Here is a 16,054-nt window from a genome sequence, read left to right on the forward strand (position 1 = left end):
TTGTCAGCTGTCTTCTTTACCCAGCCAGCGATACATCACACCGCCGATGACGGCACCCAGAATCGGCGCCAGCCAGAACAGCCACAGTTGTTGAATCGCCCAACCGCCGACAATCAGCGCCGGGCCCGTACTGCGGGCCGGGTTTACCGAGGTGTTGGTGACCGGAATCGAGATCAGGTGGATCAGGGTCAGCGCCAGGCCGATGGCGATGGGCGCCAGCCCGGCCGGGGCGCGTTTATCGGTGGCGCCGAGAATGATCAGGATGAACATGGCGGTCATCACCAGTTCACTGACAAACCCCGCCGCCATCGAGTAGCCGCCGGGCGAGTGTTCGCCGTAGCCATTGGATGCAAGGCCGCTGGCCAGTTCGAAGCCAGGTTTGCCGCTGGCGATGAAGTACAGCAGAGCCGCTGCGATGATCCCGCCAATCACTTGGGCGATGATGTAGGCGGGCAGTTCTTTGGCAGGGAATCGTCCGCCGACCACCAGCCCGACCGAAACCGCAGGGTTGAGATGACAGCCCGAAATGTGGCCAATAGCGAAGGCCATCGTCAGCACCGTCAAACCGAATGCCAGGGACACCCCCAGCAAACCGATCCCCACGTCTGGAAACGCCGCCGCCAGGACCGCACTGCCGCAACCCCCCAACACCAGCCAGAACGTACCTACTAATTCTGTAGCCGAACGTTTGAACAAAGACATAGCGAGTTTCCCTGTCGAGATAACACTGTCGTTGTGCATCCAGCAGATGGACTACAGAACCATCTCCAGTACCTTGGCTGAGTACAGCAGGGTTTTAATGAAATTCCAGTGACCATAAAAACCGCCGGAGCCTGTGTCTAAAGGGTTGTGGCGGTTATCGCAGGTCTAATGTGGGAGCGGGCTTGCTCGCGAAGGCGGTCTGTCACCAACATTGATGTTGAATGTGATGGCCCTTTCGCGAGCAAGCCCGCTCCCACATTGAATGGTGGTGTCAGGTGATCAGTAGAGACTATCCCGCACTCTCACCGGTGCTTCCCGGTCATACGCTTCGGCATCGAACTGCCCATCGTTCAGGCGCTTGTGAAACGCCCCGGCGGTCGGCAGCGCAGAGCGTTCGAGGTGTTTGTGCGAGTTCCACAAATCCGAACGCACAATTGCTTTCGAGCAATGGAAATACGCCGCTTGCACCGTCACCAGCATCACCGTGCGCGCCGGTTTGCCATTGACTGCAAAACTCTCCAGCAACTCGGTATCGGCGCTGATTTGCGCTGTGCCGTTGACCCGCAGTGTCTCGCCGATCCCCGGGATGATGAACAGCAGCGATACCCGCGAGTCGAGCACGACATTGCGCAGCGTGTCGATGCGGTTGTTGCCCGGTCGATCCGGGATCGCCAGCGTGCGCTCATCGATAATCCGCACGAAACCCGGCGTATCGCCACGCGGCGAACCGTCCAGGCCGTCGGGGCCGACCGAGCTGATAATCACCAATGGCGAGGCGCGGACCATCGCCTGATAGTCCTCGTTCAGGAACGGGATCTGCTTACGCACCGCGCGGTCATGGGGCAGGCCGTAGATCGCTTCCAGCGCTTCGATTGAATTCAACATCGTTCATCCCTCTACGAATCAGAAAACCAGCCCCATCCGCCGTTCATAACCGATCCGGCCTTTGTACGCTTCGCCGCTGTCGACAAAGCCATATTTGGCATACAGCGCGATGGCCGACTCATTGTCCGCATCCACCGACAACTCCAGCCCTTTGATTTCCGGCCAGGCCTGGCGCGCAACCTCGGGCAGGGCTTGCAGGCAGGCTTTGCCATAGCCTTTGCCCTGGGCGCGGCGATCGACTTGCAGGGCGTGCAGGGTGGCGCTGTGTTCATCGGCCCAGGCCGGCAGCACTGGCGGGCGCTTGAGCAGCAGGAAGGCTACCGGAGCATCCTCCACCAGCAGCGCGAAGCCTTTGACGCCAGGGCCAGGCTTGGACAGCAAAGTGTGCAACGCACCATGAATGTCGCCGGAGAATTTGATTTGTTCGGCGTGGATTTCGATCGCCTCGACCTGTTCACGCTGCAGGGCGTTCAGGCTTTCGTAAGGCACGAGTCGGGCTGTCACTGGAGTGTCCTTTTTCCAACGGAAATGAGCCTCGGATTCTAGCGAATTTGCTCCCATGGATTATTTTTATTTCGGTTGTCGATTTGGCTGTTCGTCAGACGACTAAGGGTGTCTTCAACAAAAAAAACACGGAGAACCATCATGAACGCTCAGACACAAATTCATAACCTGATCGAGAACTATCGCCAGGCGGTAATGGTCAAGGACGTGGAAAAGGTCATGGCCCTGTACGCCGACGACATCGTCTCCTTCGACGCGGTCAAAGCCCTGCAATTCAAGGGCAAGGCGGCCTACCGTGCGCATTGGCAGGAATGCATGGAGATGTGCCCTGGCCCGCACATTTTCGAGTTTCACGAGATCGACATTGTGCCGTCGCAAGAGATCGCTTTCGCGCACTGGCTGGCGCATTGCGGCGGCACCAATGACAAGGGTGAAACCCAGGCCTGCTGGATGCGCGTCACCGCGTGCTACCGCCAGGAAGCTGGGCTATGGCAGATCGTCCACGAACACTGGTCGGCGCCGTTCGACATGACAAGCGGCGCGGTGCTGTTCAACCTGGAACCCTGATCGTCGGGCTGATCGTCTGAAAAGGGCGCCAAAATGCCAATCCGCAGCCATAGTTGATCCGTTCGATCAGGGCACAGTCCCCAAGAAATGGAGAGCCCCCATGAAGTATTTATGCCTGGTCTACAGCAACGAGCACGAGTTGCACTCGCTGCCCGAAAGCCCCAATGACGCCGAGTGCATGGCCTACGCCGAGTCGATCCAGGGCAGTGGGCGGATGCTCGCCGCCGAAGCGCTGGAGTCGGTGCAGACCGCGACCACCGTGCGCATGCGCAACGGCAAGATGTCGATCACCGATGGCCCGTTCGCTGAAACCAAGGAGCAATTGGCTGGCTTCTATTTGATCGATGCCAAGGACCTCAATGAAGCCCTCCAGGTCGCCGGCAATATTCCGGCGGCCCGGGTCGGCTGTGTCGAGGTGCGGCCCGTTCGCCAGTTGAATCCCTGAATAACCATCACAACAGGAGTTCTTTGATGAGTCTGCCACCGTTGCAAAGAAAGCCCGCCAAAGGCACGCCGCACTGATGCCTGGCGAGTCGGTACGGGCGCGAGTCGAGCAGGTCTACCGCCAAGACTCGCGGCGGATTCTGGCGACCCTGATCCGTCTGCTCGGCGATTTCGACCTCGCCGAAGAAGCGCTGCACGAGGCGTTCTTCGTCGCGGTCGAGCGCTGGCAGCGTGACGGTGTGCCGGACAATCCGCGCACCTGGCTGGTGTCCACCGGGCGCTTCAAGGCCATCGATGTGTTGCGCCGGCGTGCGCGTTTTAATGCGTCCCGGCCGATGTTGATCGCTCAACTGGAAGCGCTGGAGCAGGCTGACTGGAGTGATGAAGATGTGGAAGACGATCGCCTGCGGCTGATCTTCACCTGTTGTCACCCAGCACTGGCGGCGGACGCTCAAGTGCCGTTGACCCTGCGCGAAGTCTGCGACCTGACCACCGAAGAAATCGCCCGGGCCTTTCTCTCGGCGCCGGCCACTATCGCCCAACGCATCGTGCGGGCCAAGGCGAAGATTCGTGACGCGAAAATCCCTTATCAGGTGCCGACCCTGACGGAATTGCCCGAACGTCTCGACAGTGTGCTGCGGGTGATTTACCTGGTGTTCAACGAAGGGTACTCGGCGTCTATCGGCAACGAATTGACCCGCGAAGACCTGACGCGTGAAGCGATTCGTCTCGGTCGGTTGTTGATGGAATTGCTCCCCGAGCCGGAGGTGATGGGGCTGCTGGCGCTGATGCTGTTGCATGAGTCCCGGCGTCCGGCCAGGACCTCATCGAGCGGTGAACTGATTGTGCTGGATGAACAGGATCGCTCGTTGTGGGATGCCGAGCTGATTGCCGAAGGCTGCGCATTGGTCGAGCGGGCGCTGACGACGCGGCGTTTCGGGCCTTATTGTCTGCAAGCGGCGATTGCGGCGGTGCATGCCGAAGCGCTCACGGCCGCGCAGACAGACTGGCCGCAGATTGTCGGTCTGTACGACGTGCTGCTGCGTGCCGTGCCGTCACCGGTGGTCGAACTCAACCGCGCGGCGGCGCTGGCCAAGCGCGATGGCCCGTTGGCCGGGTTGATGTTGATCGAAGGGATTTTGGCGCGGGGCGAATTGCTGGATTACCACCTGGCGCATTCGGCGCGGGCCGAGTTTTACCGGCAGTTGGGGAGGGTGGAAGAGGCGCGAGCGGCGTATGAGCGGGCGCTGGAATTGACGCAGCAGGTGCCGGAGCGGCGGTTTATCGAGGGGCGGCTGCGGGCGTTGGAGTGATGTGATTTCACCGGCCCCATCGCGAGCAGGCTCGCTCCCACAGTGGAACGATGATGTATGCAAAGTTTGTGTCCGGCACAGAACCCATGTGGGAGCGAGCCTGCTCGCGATGGCAGCACCGCTATTCCAGCATCTTGCTCAATAACCAACTCCCCGCCGGCCCCGGCGGATGCAGGCGTGACCACAGCGCATCGACGTACACCGCTTTCGGCCAGCCGCGCACATTCAGCTCCACCAACGAGCCGGCCCCGAACCGCCCCACCAACCACCGAGGCAACGGTGCCCAGCCGAACCCGCCCTGGGCCATTTCCAGCAGCATCAGATAACTCGGTGCCGACCAGACACGCCCCTTCGCCCGGCTTTCATACGGATTGACGATCGTCGCCAGACGCAACTCGCGGTGCTGTTGCAGCACGTCTTGATCGATTGCGTTCAGCTTCGCCAACGGGTGAGCGTGGGACACGAACAGGGCGATTTCCGTGCGCTCGTCCACCGTCGAACTGACCAGGTCTGGTGGGTAACTGTCCTGCATCTCGGCGAAGGCAACATGCGCTCGGCCGCGTTGCACCAATGCCACCAAGTCATCGCATTCGGCGATCAGGCATTCCAATTCCAGGTCTGGATAGCGCTGCTCAAAAGCACTGAGCGCCGCTTCAAAACGGTCGGACTGGTAAGTGTCGGAAATCGCCACGGTCAGCTTCGGCTCGACACCTCGGGACAGTTGGCTGGCGGTCATTTCCAGACGGCTGATGGCGGCCAGAATCTCTTCGGCCCGTTGCAACATGACATGCCCGGCTGGGGTGAGGCTCGGCTTGCGGCTGCTGCGGTCGAAGAGGACAAGGTTCAGGTCGATTTCCAGGCTGGCCACGGCGGCGCTGATGGTCGACTGACTGCGGCCGAGCTTGCGCGCCGCAGCAGAAAACGAGCCTTGAGTCGCCGCCTGGACAAACGCCAGCAGCACTTCGTGGGAAGCCATGAACTATCGCCTTGGTCGATGGTTATTGGTTATGAAGTATCGGTGTGATAACGGATCATGGCAACCACTGTCACTCAGGGGAGTCATGGCTATGAACGCCAACAAATCCATCACTGAACGAATTTTCCAGGCCATCGGTTTCGAACTGCTGGCGATATTGATCTGTACCCCGCTGCTGGCCTGGATCATGGACAAGCCCATGCTGGAAATGGGCGCGGTCACCATGGCCATTGCAGCCCTTGCGCTGGCCTGGAACGTGGTCTTCAACGGCCTGTTCGACCGGTTGCTCAAACGCTTTGCGATTGTGCATAACGCTTGGGTGCGTGTGGTGCATGCGCTGTTGTTCGAAGGCGGCCTGGTCGCGTTCGGCGTGCCGTTGATTGCCTGGTGGCTGAAGGTCAGCCTGTGGCAGGCGTTCCTGCTGGATATCGGTGTGCTGCTGTTTTTCCTGCCGTACACCTACGTCTATCACTGGGGCTACGACGTGATGCGTGAGCGGTTGATGGTGCGCAGGGCTTTGGAAGGGTAAAAGCAAGATCGCAGCCTGGGGCTGCGATCTTTTGATCTTTGCTTACAGAAACATCCCCCCCGAAGCCTCGACGCGCTGCCCGTTGATCCACTGGCCACCCGGCGCCAACAGCAACGCAATCGCGCCCCCGATATCGTCAGGTTTACCTACACGACCCAACGCTGTATTGCCGGCGACGTAGCTGTTCACGTCGTTATTATCGCGCACTGTCCCACCGCCGAAATCGGTTTCGATGGCGCCCGGTGCCAGCGTATTCACCGCAATATTGCGCGCACCGAGTTCCTTGGCCTGGTAGCGCGTCAGCACTTCCATCGCGCCCTTCATCGCCGCGTAGGCGCCATAACCCGGCAGGCTGAAGCGGGTCAGGCCGCTGGAAATATTGATGATGCGCCCGCCGTCAGCCATCAACGGCAGCAGGCTTTGAGTGAGGAAAAACGGTCCCTTCAAATGGACGTTCATCAACAAGTCGAACTGCGCCACCGTGGTGTCGACGAAGTTCGCGTGAATGCCGACGCCTGCGTTGTTGATCAGGAAATCGAAATGCTGGCGGTCGAAGTGTTCGCGCAACACCTCTCCAACCCGGGTGCTGAAATCGGCGAAGTGTTCACTCTGGCCGACGTCGAGTTGCAGCATGGCGGCGCGGCCACCGAGTTTTTCTATCTCCGCGACCAGTGCCTGCGCATCGCCAGCCTGGCGGTTGTAGGTGCCGATGATGTCGATGCCTTGCGCTGCCAGATGCAGGGCGGTGCTTTTGCCAAGACCGCGACTGGCGCCGGTGATCAATGCGATTTTACGGTTCATGGGATGTCCTCAGAGCAGTGAGTGATAATGTGGAGAAAGTTTATTTATCCGCCTCATGGTGATAAACAGGTTGGAATCGGAATCACTGGTCGGTTAATCCGAACAATAGAAGGGCCCATGAACAAACTGGAACTGCTGCGCACCTTCGTTCGCGTCAGCGAAATGTCGAGTTTTACCCTGGCGGGTGAAAGCCTGGGCTTGCCCAGGTCTACGGTGTCCGAGCACATCCAGGCCCTGGAAACGCTGCTGGGCACGCGTCTGCTGCAACGCACCACACGCAAGGTTCAGGCGACGCAGGACGGTCTGGTGTTGTACGAGCGCAGCAAGGATTTGCTCTCGCACATGGACGAAATCGAAGGGCTGTTTCGCCAGGACGAGGCCTCGCTCGTCGGGCGGATTCGTATCGACATGCCCAACATCCTCGCCCGTCGGGTGGTCATGCCGCGTCTGCCCGAATTCATGGCGCAGCACCCCCATCTGGAGCTCGAAATCAGCAGCACCGATCGCCGGGTCGATTTACTCAGCGAAGGGTTTGACTGTGTGGTGCGGGTCGGTGCGCAACCGGATCAATCGGTAGTCGCGCGCCACTTGTGCGACTTCGCCATGGTCAACTGCGCCAGCCCCGCGTATTTGCAGCGCTATGGCGTACCCGAACGACTCGAAGACCTGGCGCAGCATCGGCTGGTCCATTACGTTGGTGTATTGGGCGCGCGGTCGGAAGGTTTTCTGTACGAGGAGGAGGGCAAGCTGCATCGCCTGCCGATGGCGGGCAGCATCACGGTGAACAACACCGACGGTTATGAGTCGGCGTGCCTGGGAGGTTTCGGCTTGATCCAGGCGCCAATGATGGGTATGCGGCCCTATTTGCAAAGCGGCGAACTGATGGCGGTGCTACCGCAGTTCAATGCACCGTCCATGGAAGTCTCGCTGCTCTATGCCCGACAACGGCATTTACCGTTGCGGGTCAGAGCGTTCATGGACTGGCTGGGTCAAGTCATCCAATCCACAACCTGACCCGCCTTTGTAGGAGCGAGGCTTGCCCGCGAAGAACGATAACGCGGTCGTTCGGGTAGACCGCAGCGCATTCTTCGCGGGCAAGCCTCGCTCCTACAGGGGCGGTGATGGTCATGGCAGTGATCAATAATCCTGCCGCTTGCGAAACGCCCAGCGCCCGGCAATCAGGGTAAACGTCGCGACCAGTGCCACCAGAATCCAGAACCCCTCCGGATCACCGGAAAGCGGCACGCCGCCGACGTTCATGCCGAAGAAGCCGGCGATGATGTTGATCGGCAGCGCCAGCACCGTGACCACGGTCAGGGTGAACAGGGTGCGGTTGCTCTGTTCGTTGAGGTTGGCGGCGATCTCTTCTTGCAACAGCTTGATCCGTTCACCGAGGGCCGTGAGGTCGTTGATGATCAGCGCAAACTCCTCGGTGGACTTGCGCAGCTCCTTGACGTCCTCCTTCTGCAACCATTGCGGCGGGCGATTGAGCAGGCGCAGCAACGACCCTGGTTCCAGCGCCAGCAACCGTTGCAGGCGCACCAGCACCCGGCGGTTGGCGCCCAGTTCAGCGCGGTTGGTGGACAGGCGCGAAGACAGCAGCTCATCTTCGATCTGATCGACGCTGAGGCTGGTTTTGCGCACGATCTGCGTTAGCACTTCGCCCTGATCGCGCAACAAATGCACCAGCAGCTCCAGCGGTGAGCGAAAGCATTCACCGGCCTTCACCGAAGAACGCAGCTTGTCCACCGAGTGCAGCGGTTGCAGGCGTGCGCTGACGATCAGCCGACTGCGAGCGCAGACCCATAGCGTCGAGACATCCGAGGAGACCATGCTGCTGAGGTTGAACACCACGTCGTTGACCACTGCCAGCAACGCCGAATCGACATGCTCGATGCGCGTCGAGCGAGAACCTTCGTGCAGTGCTTCGAAAAATTCATCGGGCAATGCCAGATGACTTTTCATCCAGCGCTCACACGCGGCATGGGCCAGGTTCAGATGCAGCCAGAGAAACTCGTCACTGTCGTCCGGTTGTTGCAGGCAGTGCAGTGCCTTGGCCGAATCGATCTCTCGACCGCGCTCGCCGGGGCGAAAACTGAAACCGTAAAGCAGGCCGAACAAGTCGGAATCGCGATGGCGCTGGTCGATGCTGTGGTTCATGAAGTCTCGCTGCGAGGAGGCGCCTGTCGCGGGTTTCACAGGTTCACTTGAGCCCCATCATTGCAAGCGCTCATGACGGTTTTGTGACGGCGAGGTGTACGCAAACGATTGCGATACCGATGGTCGGATTCTCCTCAAGAACCGCTCTGGCACGCCGATCACGCTTGGGTTACGTTTGCGCGCCTTCGGCCAAGGGCCAATGTGGCAGACAGGGATGTCCGGATACTTTTCACGCCTTCATCCGCGTGCCTCATTCCTGTTTTGAGTACTTCCCGATGTCTTTACAAAAGTCCCTTCGAGCACAAATTCTCGCCCTGTTGAGCGGCAGCCTGTTGGCGATGTTGCTGATCGCCTTGGCCTGCTTTCACTTCCTGTCCAATGGCATTCAGAACTACGCGAACCTGATCGAAGGCCCGTTGCACACCTCGCAATTGATCGATGAAGCCAACCTGCAATTCAAGGTGCAGGTTCAGGAGTGGAAGAACGTTCTGCTGCGCGGCAAGGAACCTGCGAACCTGGACAAATACTGGAAGCAGTTCGAGGACGGTCAGCGCAATGTGCAGGGTATCCTCGGTGAACTGGCCGGGCAGAAGGGCATCGAGCCGCAACTCAAGGCCCGCATCGAACGCCTGCGTGAGGAGCATCGTGTATTAGGTGCGGCGTATCAGAAGGGCCGTGATGCCTACGTGGCGGCCGGTGCCGACCCAGCGGCCGGCGACAATGCGGTCAAAGGCGTGGACCGCGCCGCCAGCGAGCAGATGAATGAGCTGGTCAGTGAGTTGCGCAAGCAGGGCACCGAGCAATCGAAGCTGATCAGCGCCAGCGCCGATCAGACGGTGTTGTCGGGACTCGTAGTGATGCTGGTGTCGGGTCTGCTGATTGGTTTGTTGAGTCTGTGGCTGGTCAATCGCAACCTGGTGGAGCCGATCCGCAAACTGATCGACTACGTGGCGCAACTTAGTCAGGGCCGGTTCGCCGAGCGCGTGGCCAGCACCCGTCAGGACGAGTTGGGCAACCTGGCCAAGGCCGCCAACACCTTGCGCGATTTCCTCGCCGAAACCTTCAGCCGTTTGCAGCGCAGCGCGACGGACCTGGACAGCGCCAGCGGCGAATTGAACTCGATTGCCGGCCTCATGGCCAGCGGCACCAACGAGCAGTTCACCCGCACCGATCAGGTGGCCACGGCGATGAACGAAATGTCCGCCACCGCGCAAGAAGTCGCGCGTCACGCAGCCGACGCGGCACGTGCGGCCGATGACGCCGACCAGTCCGCCCAGCAGGGCGAAAAAGTCATGCAGGGCACCATTCACACCATCACCCAAATGCGCGGCGAAATCGCCAACACCGCCACGGTCATCCGTCGTCTGGAAGCCGACAGCGGGCGCATCGGTAAAGTGCTGGAAGTGATTCGCGGCATCGCCGAACAGACCAACCTGCTGGCGCTCAACGCCGCCATCGAAGCGGCCCGTGCCGGTGAAGCCGGGCGTGGTTTTGCGGTGGTCGCCGATGAAGTGCGCAGCCTGGCCCAACGCACGGCAGCGTCGATCATCGAGATCAACCAGATCATTCAAACCGTGCAAACCGGCGCAGTGGACGCGGCCCAGGCGATCGAAAGCGGTCAGTCGCGCAGCGAAGAAAGCGTCGAGCAAGTGACCCAGGCCGGCGCGATGCTCGAGCGCATCACCCATGCCGTGGAAGCCATTCGTGACATGAACCGCCAGATCGCCACCGCCGCCGAAGAACAGACTTCAGTGGCCGAAGACATTTCGCGCAACCTCACCGAAATCACCAGCATCGCCAGTACCAACCTGGACAACGTGCAGCGCACCGAAGCGGCCAGCCACAATCTGCATGGCTTGTCGGGGCAGTTGAATGAAGTGACGGCGCGGTTGAGCGCCTAGTGAAATGGGCTGTGTATCGGTTCGGTCACCGAGTCGGTACACAGTCACTCTCAAGTTCGTGCCGTGCCCGTCGATCACGGATTTGCTTAAGCCCGTGAGGGCAAGCTGAAGGTGAACGTCGTGCCCTGTTGCTCGGTCGATAGCACCTCCAGTTTCCCGCCATGGGACTGCGCAATCTGACTGGCAATGTACAACCCCAACCCGAGGCCGACCTGCGGTGTGCCGCCGGCTGGTTTCGAGTAGGGCAGGAACAGATACGGCAGCGCATCTTCGGCAATCAGCCCCTGGTTCTTAACGCTCAACACAAAGTGTCCATCGTCGACCTGCGCACTGACCTCGACCGGGTCATCGGGAGTTCCGTGGACAACGGCGTTCGCCAGCAGATTGGAGAGCAACTGTGCGACCCGTTCGCGATCGCAATGAACGTTGCTCAGGTCGCCAATCGACGACTGAATGATGCGTCTGGGGTGAATGCTCTGGATCTCGGAAATCACATGCCGCAATGCATCCGCCAGATCCGGGCACGGCTCGATATTTACGGGGATGCCTCGGCCCAGTGAGCCCCGCGCGAAGTCCAGCACATCTTCCACCAGTTTGGTCGCACGTCGGGCGCTGGTGAGGATGTGCCGGGCCCGTTGCTCATTCGCCGGGTCAGATACTTTACGCAGGAGCATTTCGGCACCGGCGCTGATGGCGAACAAGGGGTTGCGCAGATCATGACCAAGCACGGCGATGAATTGTTCGCGCAGTTCGGCGGTTTGGCGTTCCTTGACCAGCGCCGCTTCGGTCTGTTGCAGCGTTTCTTCTGCTTCGATTTGCAGCGCGAGCATTCGGGCGAACGATTCCATGGTACTCAGGATCGTGCTGGACTTGAGCGGCGCAGGGTTGGGATCAAGGGCGCAGATGGTGCCGAAAAAACGTCCGTCGGTGCGCAAAATCGGCACGGCAATGTAGCTTTCGAATTGATAGGTGCGGGGCGTGGGGTTATCGCGGTAGAGCGGGTCTTCACTGGCCTTGTCGATGACCACCGAGTGGCCCTGGCGGATTTCGTGGCTCAGGGTGGAAACCAGCTCCAGTTCACCGCCCACCTGCAAACCGAAATTCAGTCGATCGAGCACCGCGCAGGCAGTCCAGGAGTCTTCAGTGACACAGGCCACCGCGGCGAACCGCAAGCCGGTCAGCTCACTGATCACCTGAAGAATTGCCGGCACCGCGCTGATCCGGCCGATTGTGGCGATGTCTGCTGCCGCTGTTTGCCCCATATCCTTGGATCTCTACTTCAACATGCCGAATGGTTTTGAGGGATTCTAGCGGGCTTGCGCGAATTGTCGCGGCTTCGTTCGTCGCTTCAGCGAACGGCCTGGCGCCGAACGCAAAAAAGCCGCACGACCCGAGGATCGTGCGGCTTTTTGCAGATAAATCACGTGTCTTGTTTGTTGCTCAGAACCTTGCCGGTAGTGGCATCGAAGTCAACGTCCCACTCGGTGCCGTCAGCCAAGCGCAGTTCAACTTCATATTCGTAACCGTTGAAGTGGTTATCCAGGTCGGTGTCGGTAATCGTGGCACCCGGGTGCAACTTCAAGGCAGCCTGGTTCAGTTCTTCCAGGGGTTTGATCTTGCCACTCTTGACCAACTCGGGGATCTGGTCGACGCGAACGTCAGCCTGGGCCAGGCCAGCGGTGAGGGTCAGGGCAGCAGCGGTGAACAGGGCAGTTAAAGTTTTCATGAAGTTCTTTCCTTGGGTGAACTGTTTAAGTGGGATCAGGTTAGCTCGCGCAACTTAATTCACCCTTAAAAAACGTTTCGGGCTTCGATTGCGCCGTTTGTTCAATTCCGTCATCCCGACAATCTTTCATGCTGCGACCTCGATCAATGGAGGTGGTGATGAAATACATCTTTGCGCGGATCTATGCCCCAGCGTTCTGGGGCGGATTTATTGGGGCCAGCCTTTGGCTAACGGGAGTTGCCGGGTTAAGAGAGGGGTGGCTGTTGCCGCTGTTTCTCGCAGCCCTGGCCCTGTCGTTTCTGGCCGAATGGGCTTTACCCTATGAGGTGTGCTGGAATCGCTCGGTCGGTGATCGCGCTCGTGACATCGTTCACGGGTTGGTCAACGAGGCGTTGAATGCTCTCGGTTTGTTGGCGTTACCGGGCCTGGTGGCGCTGCTGTCGTTCGATGGGGCATGGCCAAGGGGGTGGCCGCTGTGGTTGCAACTGGCGCTGGCGATTTTCATCGCCGACGCCGGTCTCAGCCTGATGCACTACGCCAGCCACCGCGTGCAGTGGTTGTGGCGTCTGCATGCGGTGCATCACAGCGTTCAACGGTTATACGGCTTCAATGGCTTGATGAAACATCCGTTGCATCAATTGCTGGAAGCCTCTGCGGGGCTGTTGCCGTTGTTGCTGCTGGGCATCCCGCTGGACGTGGCGGCACTGCTGGCATTTGCCATCGCCATCCAGTTGCTGCTGCAACATTCCAATGTCGATATGCAGCTGGGGTACTTGCGCGGGATATTCGCCTGGGCGCCGGTGCATCGCTTTCATCACATGAAATATGGACGGGCCGGCGACGTGAATTTCGCCTTGTTCTTCAACCTGTGGGACTGGCTTCTGGGGACCGGGTTCTACACGGCGGATTATGAAATCCGTCAGGGCGACCTGGGCATCGGCAGCCGACCAGACTTCCCTCGGGACTACGTAGCGCAACTGCTGGACCCGTTCGGGCCGGTGTCGTTGAGCAAAGAACCCGCGGTACCTGAGCCGTTGCGGCGCTGAATCAAGCCAGTAGACGCAGATCGATGTGTTGCAACGCTTGGCGAGCGGTCACGCCGAAGAGCTTTTTCAGACTCCGGGAGAAGTGCGCAGAATCGGCAAACCCGGCCTCGTGCGCGGCGTCAGTCACGGCGCTGCCGGCCAGGATCAGCACCATCGACAGCCGCAGTCGCCGCCATAGCACCAGCCTGCGCACAGGCAGGCCGAGGTGACTGGCGAACAGCCGTTGCAATTGACTTAAGGACAGGTGTGCCTCGGCAGCCAATGCGCTTGCCGGCACCTTGGTCGTCAGCAACCCGTCGAGGGTGGACAAGGCGCGCTCGATCCGAGGATCGCCAAGGGATCGGCGTGGACAATGGCGAACGGCGTGGTCGAGGCTTTCAAGGGACAATGCGGCCTTGAAGACGACGTTGTTCAGCACCTGGTTGTCGAACATGAGTGGCTCTGCATAGACCGTGAACACCACATCCGGCGCCTCGACAATGGAGTGGCAGATTTGAGAGGGGATGAACAGGCGATGGGCCGTTTGGTTCACGCCGTCGAGATTGACGGTGACCGGTCGATCAGGGGCCAGGATCAGTTGATGGGCGTAATGGGCATGGGGCGCAGTGCGCCCCAGCTTTCCGTGGATCAGACCATAATCACGCCCTAACCACAGGTGGCCTGTCCACTCGTTATTTTGCGTCACTCAGTAACCGTTGTTCTGCAACAACTGCGCAACACTCGCCGCCGCCGGACGCTTATAGAACTTCAGCAGTTCGCTGGCGCGGTTGGTGAAGATGCCATCGACCCCGGCATCCGCCACTTTCTGATAATCCACCGCATCGTCGATGGTGTAGACGTGCACCAACAGGCCCTGATCGTGGGTGTACTGGTTCATCCACGGTTTCACCAGGTCCGAGTAGCTCTGATCGCCACCCTTGGTGAGTGCGGCCGAAGGGCCGGTACCGATAGCGCCCTGGGCCTTGGCGTACTCGACCCATTGCTGGAATTCGGCTTTGTCTTTTGGCTCCTGCCTGGCGTAGTAGGTCGCTTTATCCTTGTCACCGGATTCGGCGAACGTCACTTTGGATTTCGGCTCGATGCTGCCTTCGCCCACCCACAACAGCAGGATTTTCGGCACTTGCGGCATTTCCTTCTCGAGCAGTTCGAGGCTGCTCTTCTCGAAGGTTTGCAGCACCACTTTGCCTTTGCCCTGGCCGACCGCCAGTTCGCTCTTCGCCAGTTTCGAACCGACCGGGCTCAGCCAGCCGCGGTCCTGCAATTTATCCTTGAGGTCGCGCTCGATACCGGGAAACTGCTTCGGCTCTTTGGTTTCGATGTACAGGCCCGGCTTGTGCAGCGGGTTGCCCTGGGCGATGTCGATGATTTCATCCAGGGTCAGGATCTTCAGACCTGCGTAGCCCGGACGCGCGCGATCCGGGTAAGCGCGGTTGAACCAGCTGCCGGCATCCAGGGTTTTGAGTTCGGCGATAGTGAATTCGTTGGCCTGGCTGTCCTTGCGTTCAGGGAATTTGGTGGCGACATCCGTGGTGCGTTGCAGGTTGTTGTCGTGCAGGGCGAACAGCACGCCGTCCTTGCTGCGTTGCAGGTCCAATTCCAGGTAATCGGCACCCAGATCACGGGCCAGTTTGTAGGCCGCAGCGGTGGATTCCGGTGCATCGAAAGACGCGCCACGGTGAGCGATCACCGCCGGGTGCGGAATGCCCAAACGGGTCGCCAGTGCGGTGGGGCTTGGCTCGGTGGTGGCCTGTGCCTGGCCGAGGCCGAGCATCAGGCTCAGCAGCAAGGCGCTCTTGGTGAAGTTGACAGGCATGCTCGAAGTCCTTTTGCGATGGGTTTTCAAAGACGTATCTTTTAACAACTGAGCGCCGCTTGCGCTATCGCCAGACCGACATAAACGTGTTTAAAGGAGTTTTTTCAGCGCATTTGTGCGCTTCTTTGCAGTACTCTTGGCTCCGGCAATTTCCCCGGCAGAGGGAAACCCGTTCGCTTGCCCAGCGTGTAAACCATCGATCACCGGTCCTTTGCGACCTTTTGTGAGGTTTATCATGCGCATCACTTCCCAGCTCATTTGCCAGGCCGCCGACCAACTCAAAGGCTTCGTCGGCCTCAATCGCAAGACCGGCCAGTACATCGTTCGTTTTAGCGAAGACTCGTTCGGCATGGACGTGGCTGATGACGGCATCATCCCCACCAGTGAATTCGTCTGGGCTCCTGGCCCCGAGCAGACCATGACGCTCAAGCGCGAACTGATCCAGTTGCTGCTGGACCAGAACATCGACGACCGGATCAACATCACTGAACCGTTGCGGGTGTATATGAATCGGCGGGAAGTGCCGCAGATTACGGCGGTGAGGAGTTTGGTGCGGGGTTGAGGGTTTTGTACTGGCTGTCAGGGCCTCTTCGCGAGCAAGCCCGCTCCCACATTTGATCCCTGTTGGGCACAAATCTTGTGCGCGCAGGAGATCCCCCTGTGGGAGCGGGCTTGCTCGCGAAGGCG

General features: G+C 59.7%; 18 protein-coding genes. 8 read left to right on the forward strand and 10 right to left on the reverse strand.

The features are described from left to right. Positions 1 to 3: 3 nt before the first annotated feature. The 3 genes from aqpZ to IB250_RS13240 form a co-directional block, all read right to left on the reverse strand. Complete coding sequence (gene aqpZ, locus IB250_RS13230) at positions 4 to 702, reverse strand: aquaporin Z (protein WP_192344394.1); 699 nt, start codon at positions 700 to 702, stop codon at positions 4 to 6. Between the two features lie 279 nt (positions 703 to 981). Beyond that, positions 982 to 1,587: a pyridoxamine 5'-phosphate oxidase family protein gene (locus IB250_RS13235; RefSeq protein ID WP_192344395.1), complete on the reverse strand. Its 606-nt coding sequence runs from the start codon at positions 1,585 to 1,587 to the stop codon at positions 982 to 984. Positions 1,588 to 1,605: 18 nt separating this feature from the next. After that, entirely contained in the window at positions 1,606 to 2,091 is a 486-nt protein-coding gene (locus IB250_RS13240) for a GNAT family N-acetyltransferase (protein ID WP_192344396.1), read from the reverse strand. Positions 2,092 to 2,232: 141 nt separating this feature from the next. On the opposite strand from IB250_RS13240, the gene IB250_RS13245 reads away from it, so the two are divergent. The 3 genes from IB250_RS13245 to IB250_RS13255 all read left to right on the forward strand — a co-directional run bounded on the left by IB250_RS13245 (position 2,233) and on the right by IB250_RS13255 (position 4,415). Further along, on the forward strand, positions 2,233 to 2,658 hold the full coding sequence (locus IB250_RS13245) for a YybH family protein (RefSeq protein WP_192344397.1): 426 nt from the start codon (positions 2,233 to 2,235) through the stop codon (positions 2,656 to 2,658). Positions 2,659 to 2,758: 100 nt separating this feature from the next. Further along, positions 2,759 to 3,103: a YciI family protein gene (locus IB250_RS13250; RefSeq protein WP_192344398.1), complete on the forward strand. Its 345-nt coding sequence runs from the start codon at positions 2,759 to 2,761 to the stop codon at positions 3,101 to 3,103. Positions 3,104 to 3,179: 76 nt separating this feature from the next. Next, entirely contained in the window at positions 3,180 to 4,415 is a 1,236-nt protein-coding gene (locus IB250_RS13255) for an RNA polymerase sigma factor (protein ID WP_192344399.1), read from the forward strand. A gap of 121 nt (positions 4,416 to 4,536) precedes the next feature. Here IB250_RS13255 and IB250_RS13260 read toward each other — a convergent pair whose 3' ends face one another. Beyond that, positions 4,537 to 5,391 carry a LysR family transcriptional regulator gene (locus IB250_RS13260; protein WP_192344400.1) on the reverse strand — a complete coding sequence of 285 codons (855 nt, stop codon included), beginning with the start codon at positions 5,389 to 5,391 and terminating at the stop codon, positions 4,537 to 4,539. 91 nt (positions 5,392 to 5,482) lie between these two features. Between IB250_RS13260 and IB250_RS13265 the strand changes: the two genes are divergently transcribed. Next, a complete protein-coding gene (locus IB250_RS13265; RefSeq protein ID WP_192344401.1) occupies positions 5,483 to 5,920 on the forward strand; it encodes a multidrug/biocide efflux PACE transporter in 438 nt (145 codons plus the stop codon). A 42-nt stretch (positions 5,921 to 5,962) separates the two neighbouring features. On the opposite strand, the gene IB250_RS13270 is transcribed toward IB250_RS13265, so the two are convergent. Beyond that, positions 5,963 to 6,721, reverse strand: a complete 759-nt coding sequence (locus tag IB250_RS13270) for an SDR family NAD(P)-dependent oxidoreductase (protein ID WP_123495740.1) — start codon at positions 6,719 to 6,721, stop codon at positions 5,963 to 5,965. A 117-nt stretch (positions 6,722 to 6,838) separates the two neighbouring features. Between IB250_RS13270 and IB250_RS13275 the strand changes: the two genes are divergently transcribed. Further along, positions 6,839 to 7,735 carry a LysR family transcriptional regulator gene (locus tag IB250_RS13275; protein ID WP_192344402.1) on the forward strand — a complete coding sequence of 299 codons (897 nt, stop codon included), beginning with the start codon at positions 6,839 to 6,841 and terminating at the stop codon, positions 7,733 to 7,735. Between the two features lie 123 nt (positions 7,736 to 7,858). Here IB250_RS13275 and IB250_RS13280 read toward each other — a convergent pair whose 3' ends face one another. Beyond that, complete coding sequence (locus IB250_RS13280) at positions 7,859 to 8,881, reverse strand: transporter (RefSeq protein ID WP_008071907.1); 1,023 nt, start codon at positions 8,879 to 8,881, stop codon at positions 7,859 to 7,861. Positions 8,882 to 9,156: 275 nt separating this feature from the next. Between IB250_RS13280 and IB250_RS13285 the strand changes: the two genes are divergently transcribed. Then, positions 9,157 to 10,782 carry a methyl-accepting chemotaxis protein gene (locus IB250_RS13285; protein WP_192344403.1) on the forward strand — a complete coding sequence of 542 codons (1,626 nt, stop codon included), beginning with the start codon at positions 9,157 to 9,159 and terminating at the stop codon, positions 10,780 to 10,782. An 86-nt stretch (positions 10,783 to 10,868) separates the two neighbouring features. Here the strand turns inward: IB250_RS13285 and IB250_RS13290 are convergent, their stop codons facing one another. Beyond that, the gene (locus tag IB250_RS13290) at positions 10,869 to 12,044 is read right to left on the reverse strand and encodes a GAF domain-containing sensor histidine kinase (RefSeq protein ID WP_192344404.1); all 1,176 of its coding nucleotides are present in this window, start codon (positions 12,042 to 12,044) and stop codon (positions 10,869 to 10,871) included. A 158-nt stretch (positions 12,045 to 12,202) separates the two neighbouring features. Beyond that, positions 12,203 to 12,508 (reverse strand): PepSY domain-containing protein, encoded by a 306-nt coding sequence (locus IB250_RS13295; protein ID WP_123495750.1) that lies wholly within the window; start codon positions 12,506 to 12,508, stop codon positions 12,203 to 12,205. 158 nt (positions 12,509 to 12,666) lie between these two features. Between IB250_RS13295 and IB250_RS13300 the strand changes: the two genes are divergently transcribed. Continuing rightward, positions 12,667 to 13,554 (forward strand): sterol desaturase family protein, encoded by an 888-nt coding sequence (locus IB250_RS13300; protein WP_192344405.1) that lies wholly within the window; start codon positions 12,667 to 12,669, stop codon positions 13,552 to 13,554. Between the two features lies 1 nt (position 13,555). Here IB250_RS13300 and IB250_RS13305 read toward each other — a convergent pair whose 3' ends face one another. Further along, a complete protein-coding gene (locus IB250_RS13305; RefSeq protein WP_192344406.1) occupies positions 13,556 to 14,239 on the reverse strand; it encodes a helix-turn-helix transcriptional regulator in 684 nt (227 codons plus the stop codon). Continuing rightward, entirely contained in the window at positions 14,240 to 15,367 is a 1,128-nt protein-coding gene (locus IB250_RS13310; protein ID WP_192344407.1) for a glycerophosphodiester phosphodiesterase, read from the reverse strand. A gap of 235 nt (positions 15,368 to 15,602) precedes the next feature. On the opposite strand from IB250_RS13310, the gene IB250_RS13315 reads away from it, so the two are divergent. Then, positions 15,603 to 15,929 carry a DUF2025 family protein gene (locus IB250_RS13315; RefSeq protein WP_030132586.1) on the forward strand — a complete coding sequence of 109 codons (327 nt, stop codon included), beginning with the start codon at positions 15,603 to 15,605 and terminating at the stop codon, positions 15,927 to 15,929. Positions 15,930 to 16,054 lie beyond the last annotated feature (125 nt).

Source organism: Pseudomonas sp. PDM09 (genome assembly GCF_014852305.1).
In the GTDB taxonomy this organism is placed as follows: domain Bacteria; phylum Pseudomonadota; class Gammaproteobacteria; order Pseudomonadales; family Pseudomonadaceae; genus Aquipseudomonas.

Bases quoted from the DNA above. Each gene is read 5' to 3' on its own strand.
- aqpZ (WP_192344394.1), bottom strand. From the start codon at position 702: ATGTCTTTGTTCAAACGTTCGGCTACAGAATTAGTAGGTACGTTCTGG.
- IB250_RS13235 (WP_192344395.1), bottom strand. From the start codon at position 1,587: ATGTTGAATTCAATCGAAGCGCTGGAAGCGATCTACGGCCTGCCCCAT.
- IB250_RS13245 (WP_192344397.1), top strand. From the start codon at position 2,233: ATGAACGCTCAGACACAAATTCATAACCTGATCGAGAACTATCGCCAG.
- IB250_RS13250 (WP_192344398.1), top strand. From the start codon at position 2,759: ATGAAGTATTTATGCCTGGTCTACAGCAACGAGCACGAGTTGCACTCG.
- IB250_RS13255 (WP_192344399.1), top strand. From the start codon at position 3,180: ATGCCTGGCGAGTCGGTACGGGCGCGAGTCGAGCAGGTCTACCGCCAA.
- IB250_RS13260 (WP_192344400.1), bottom strand. From the start codon at position 5,391: ATGGCTTCCCACGAAGTGCTGCTGGCGTTTGTCCAGGCGGCGACTCAA.
- IB250_RS13265 (WP_192344401.1), top strand. From the start codon at position 5,483: ATGAACGCCAACAAATCCATCACTGAACGAATTTTCCAGGCCATCGGT.
- IB250_RS13270 (WP_123495740.1), bottom strand. From the start codon at position 6,721: ATGAACCGTAAAATCGCATTGATCACCGGCGCCAGTCGCGGTCTTGGC.
- IB250_RS13275 (WP_192344402.1), top strand. From the start codon at position 6,839: ATGAACAAACTGGAACTGCTGCGCACCTTCGTTCGCGTCAGCGAAATG.
- IB250_RS13280 (WP_008071907.1), bottom strand. From the start codon at position 8,881: ATGAACCACAGCATCGACCAGCGCCATCGCGATTCCGACTTGTTCGGC.
- IB250_RS13285 (WP_192344403.1), top strand. From the start codon at position 9,157: ATGTCTTTACAAAAGTCCCTTCGAGCACAAATTCTCGCCCTGTTGAGC.
- IB250_RS13290 (WP_192344404.1), bottom strand. From the start codon at position 12,044: ATGGGGCAAACAGCGGCAGCAGACATCGCCACAATCGGCCGGATCAGC.
- IB250_RS13295 (WP_123495750.1), bottom strand. From the start codon at position 12,508: ATGAAAACTTTAACTGCCCTGTTCACCGCTGCTGCCCTGACCCTCACC.
- IB250_RS13300 (WP_192344405.1), top strand. From the start codon at position 12,667: ATGAAATACATCTTTGCGCGGATCTATGCCCCAGCGTTCTGGGGCGGA.
- IB250_RS13310 (WP_192344407.1), bottom strand. From the start codon at position 15,367: ATGCCTGTCAACTTCACCAAGAGCGCCTTGCTGCTGAGCCTGATGCTC.
- IB250_RS13315 (WP_030132586.1), top strand. From the start codon at position 15,603: ATGCGCATCACTTCCCAGCTCATTTGCCAGGCCGCCGACCAACTCAAA.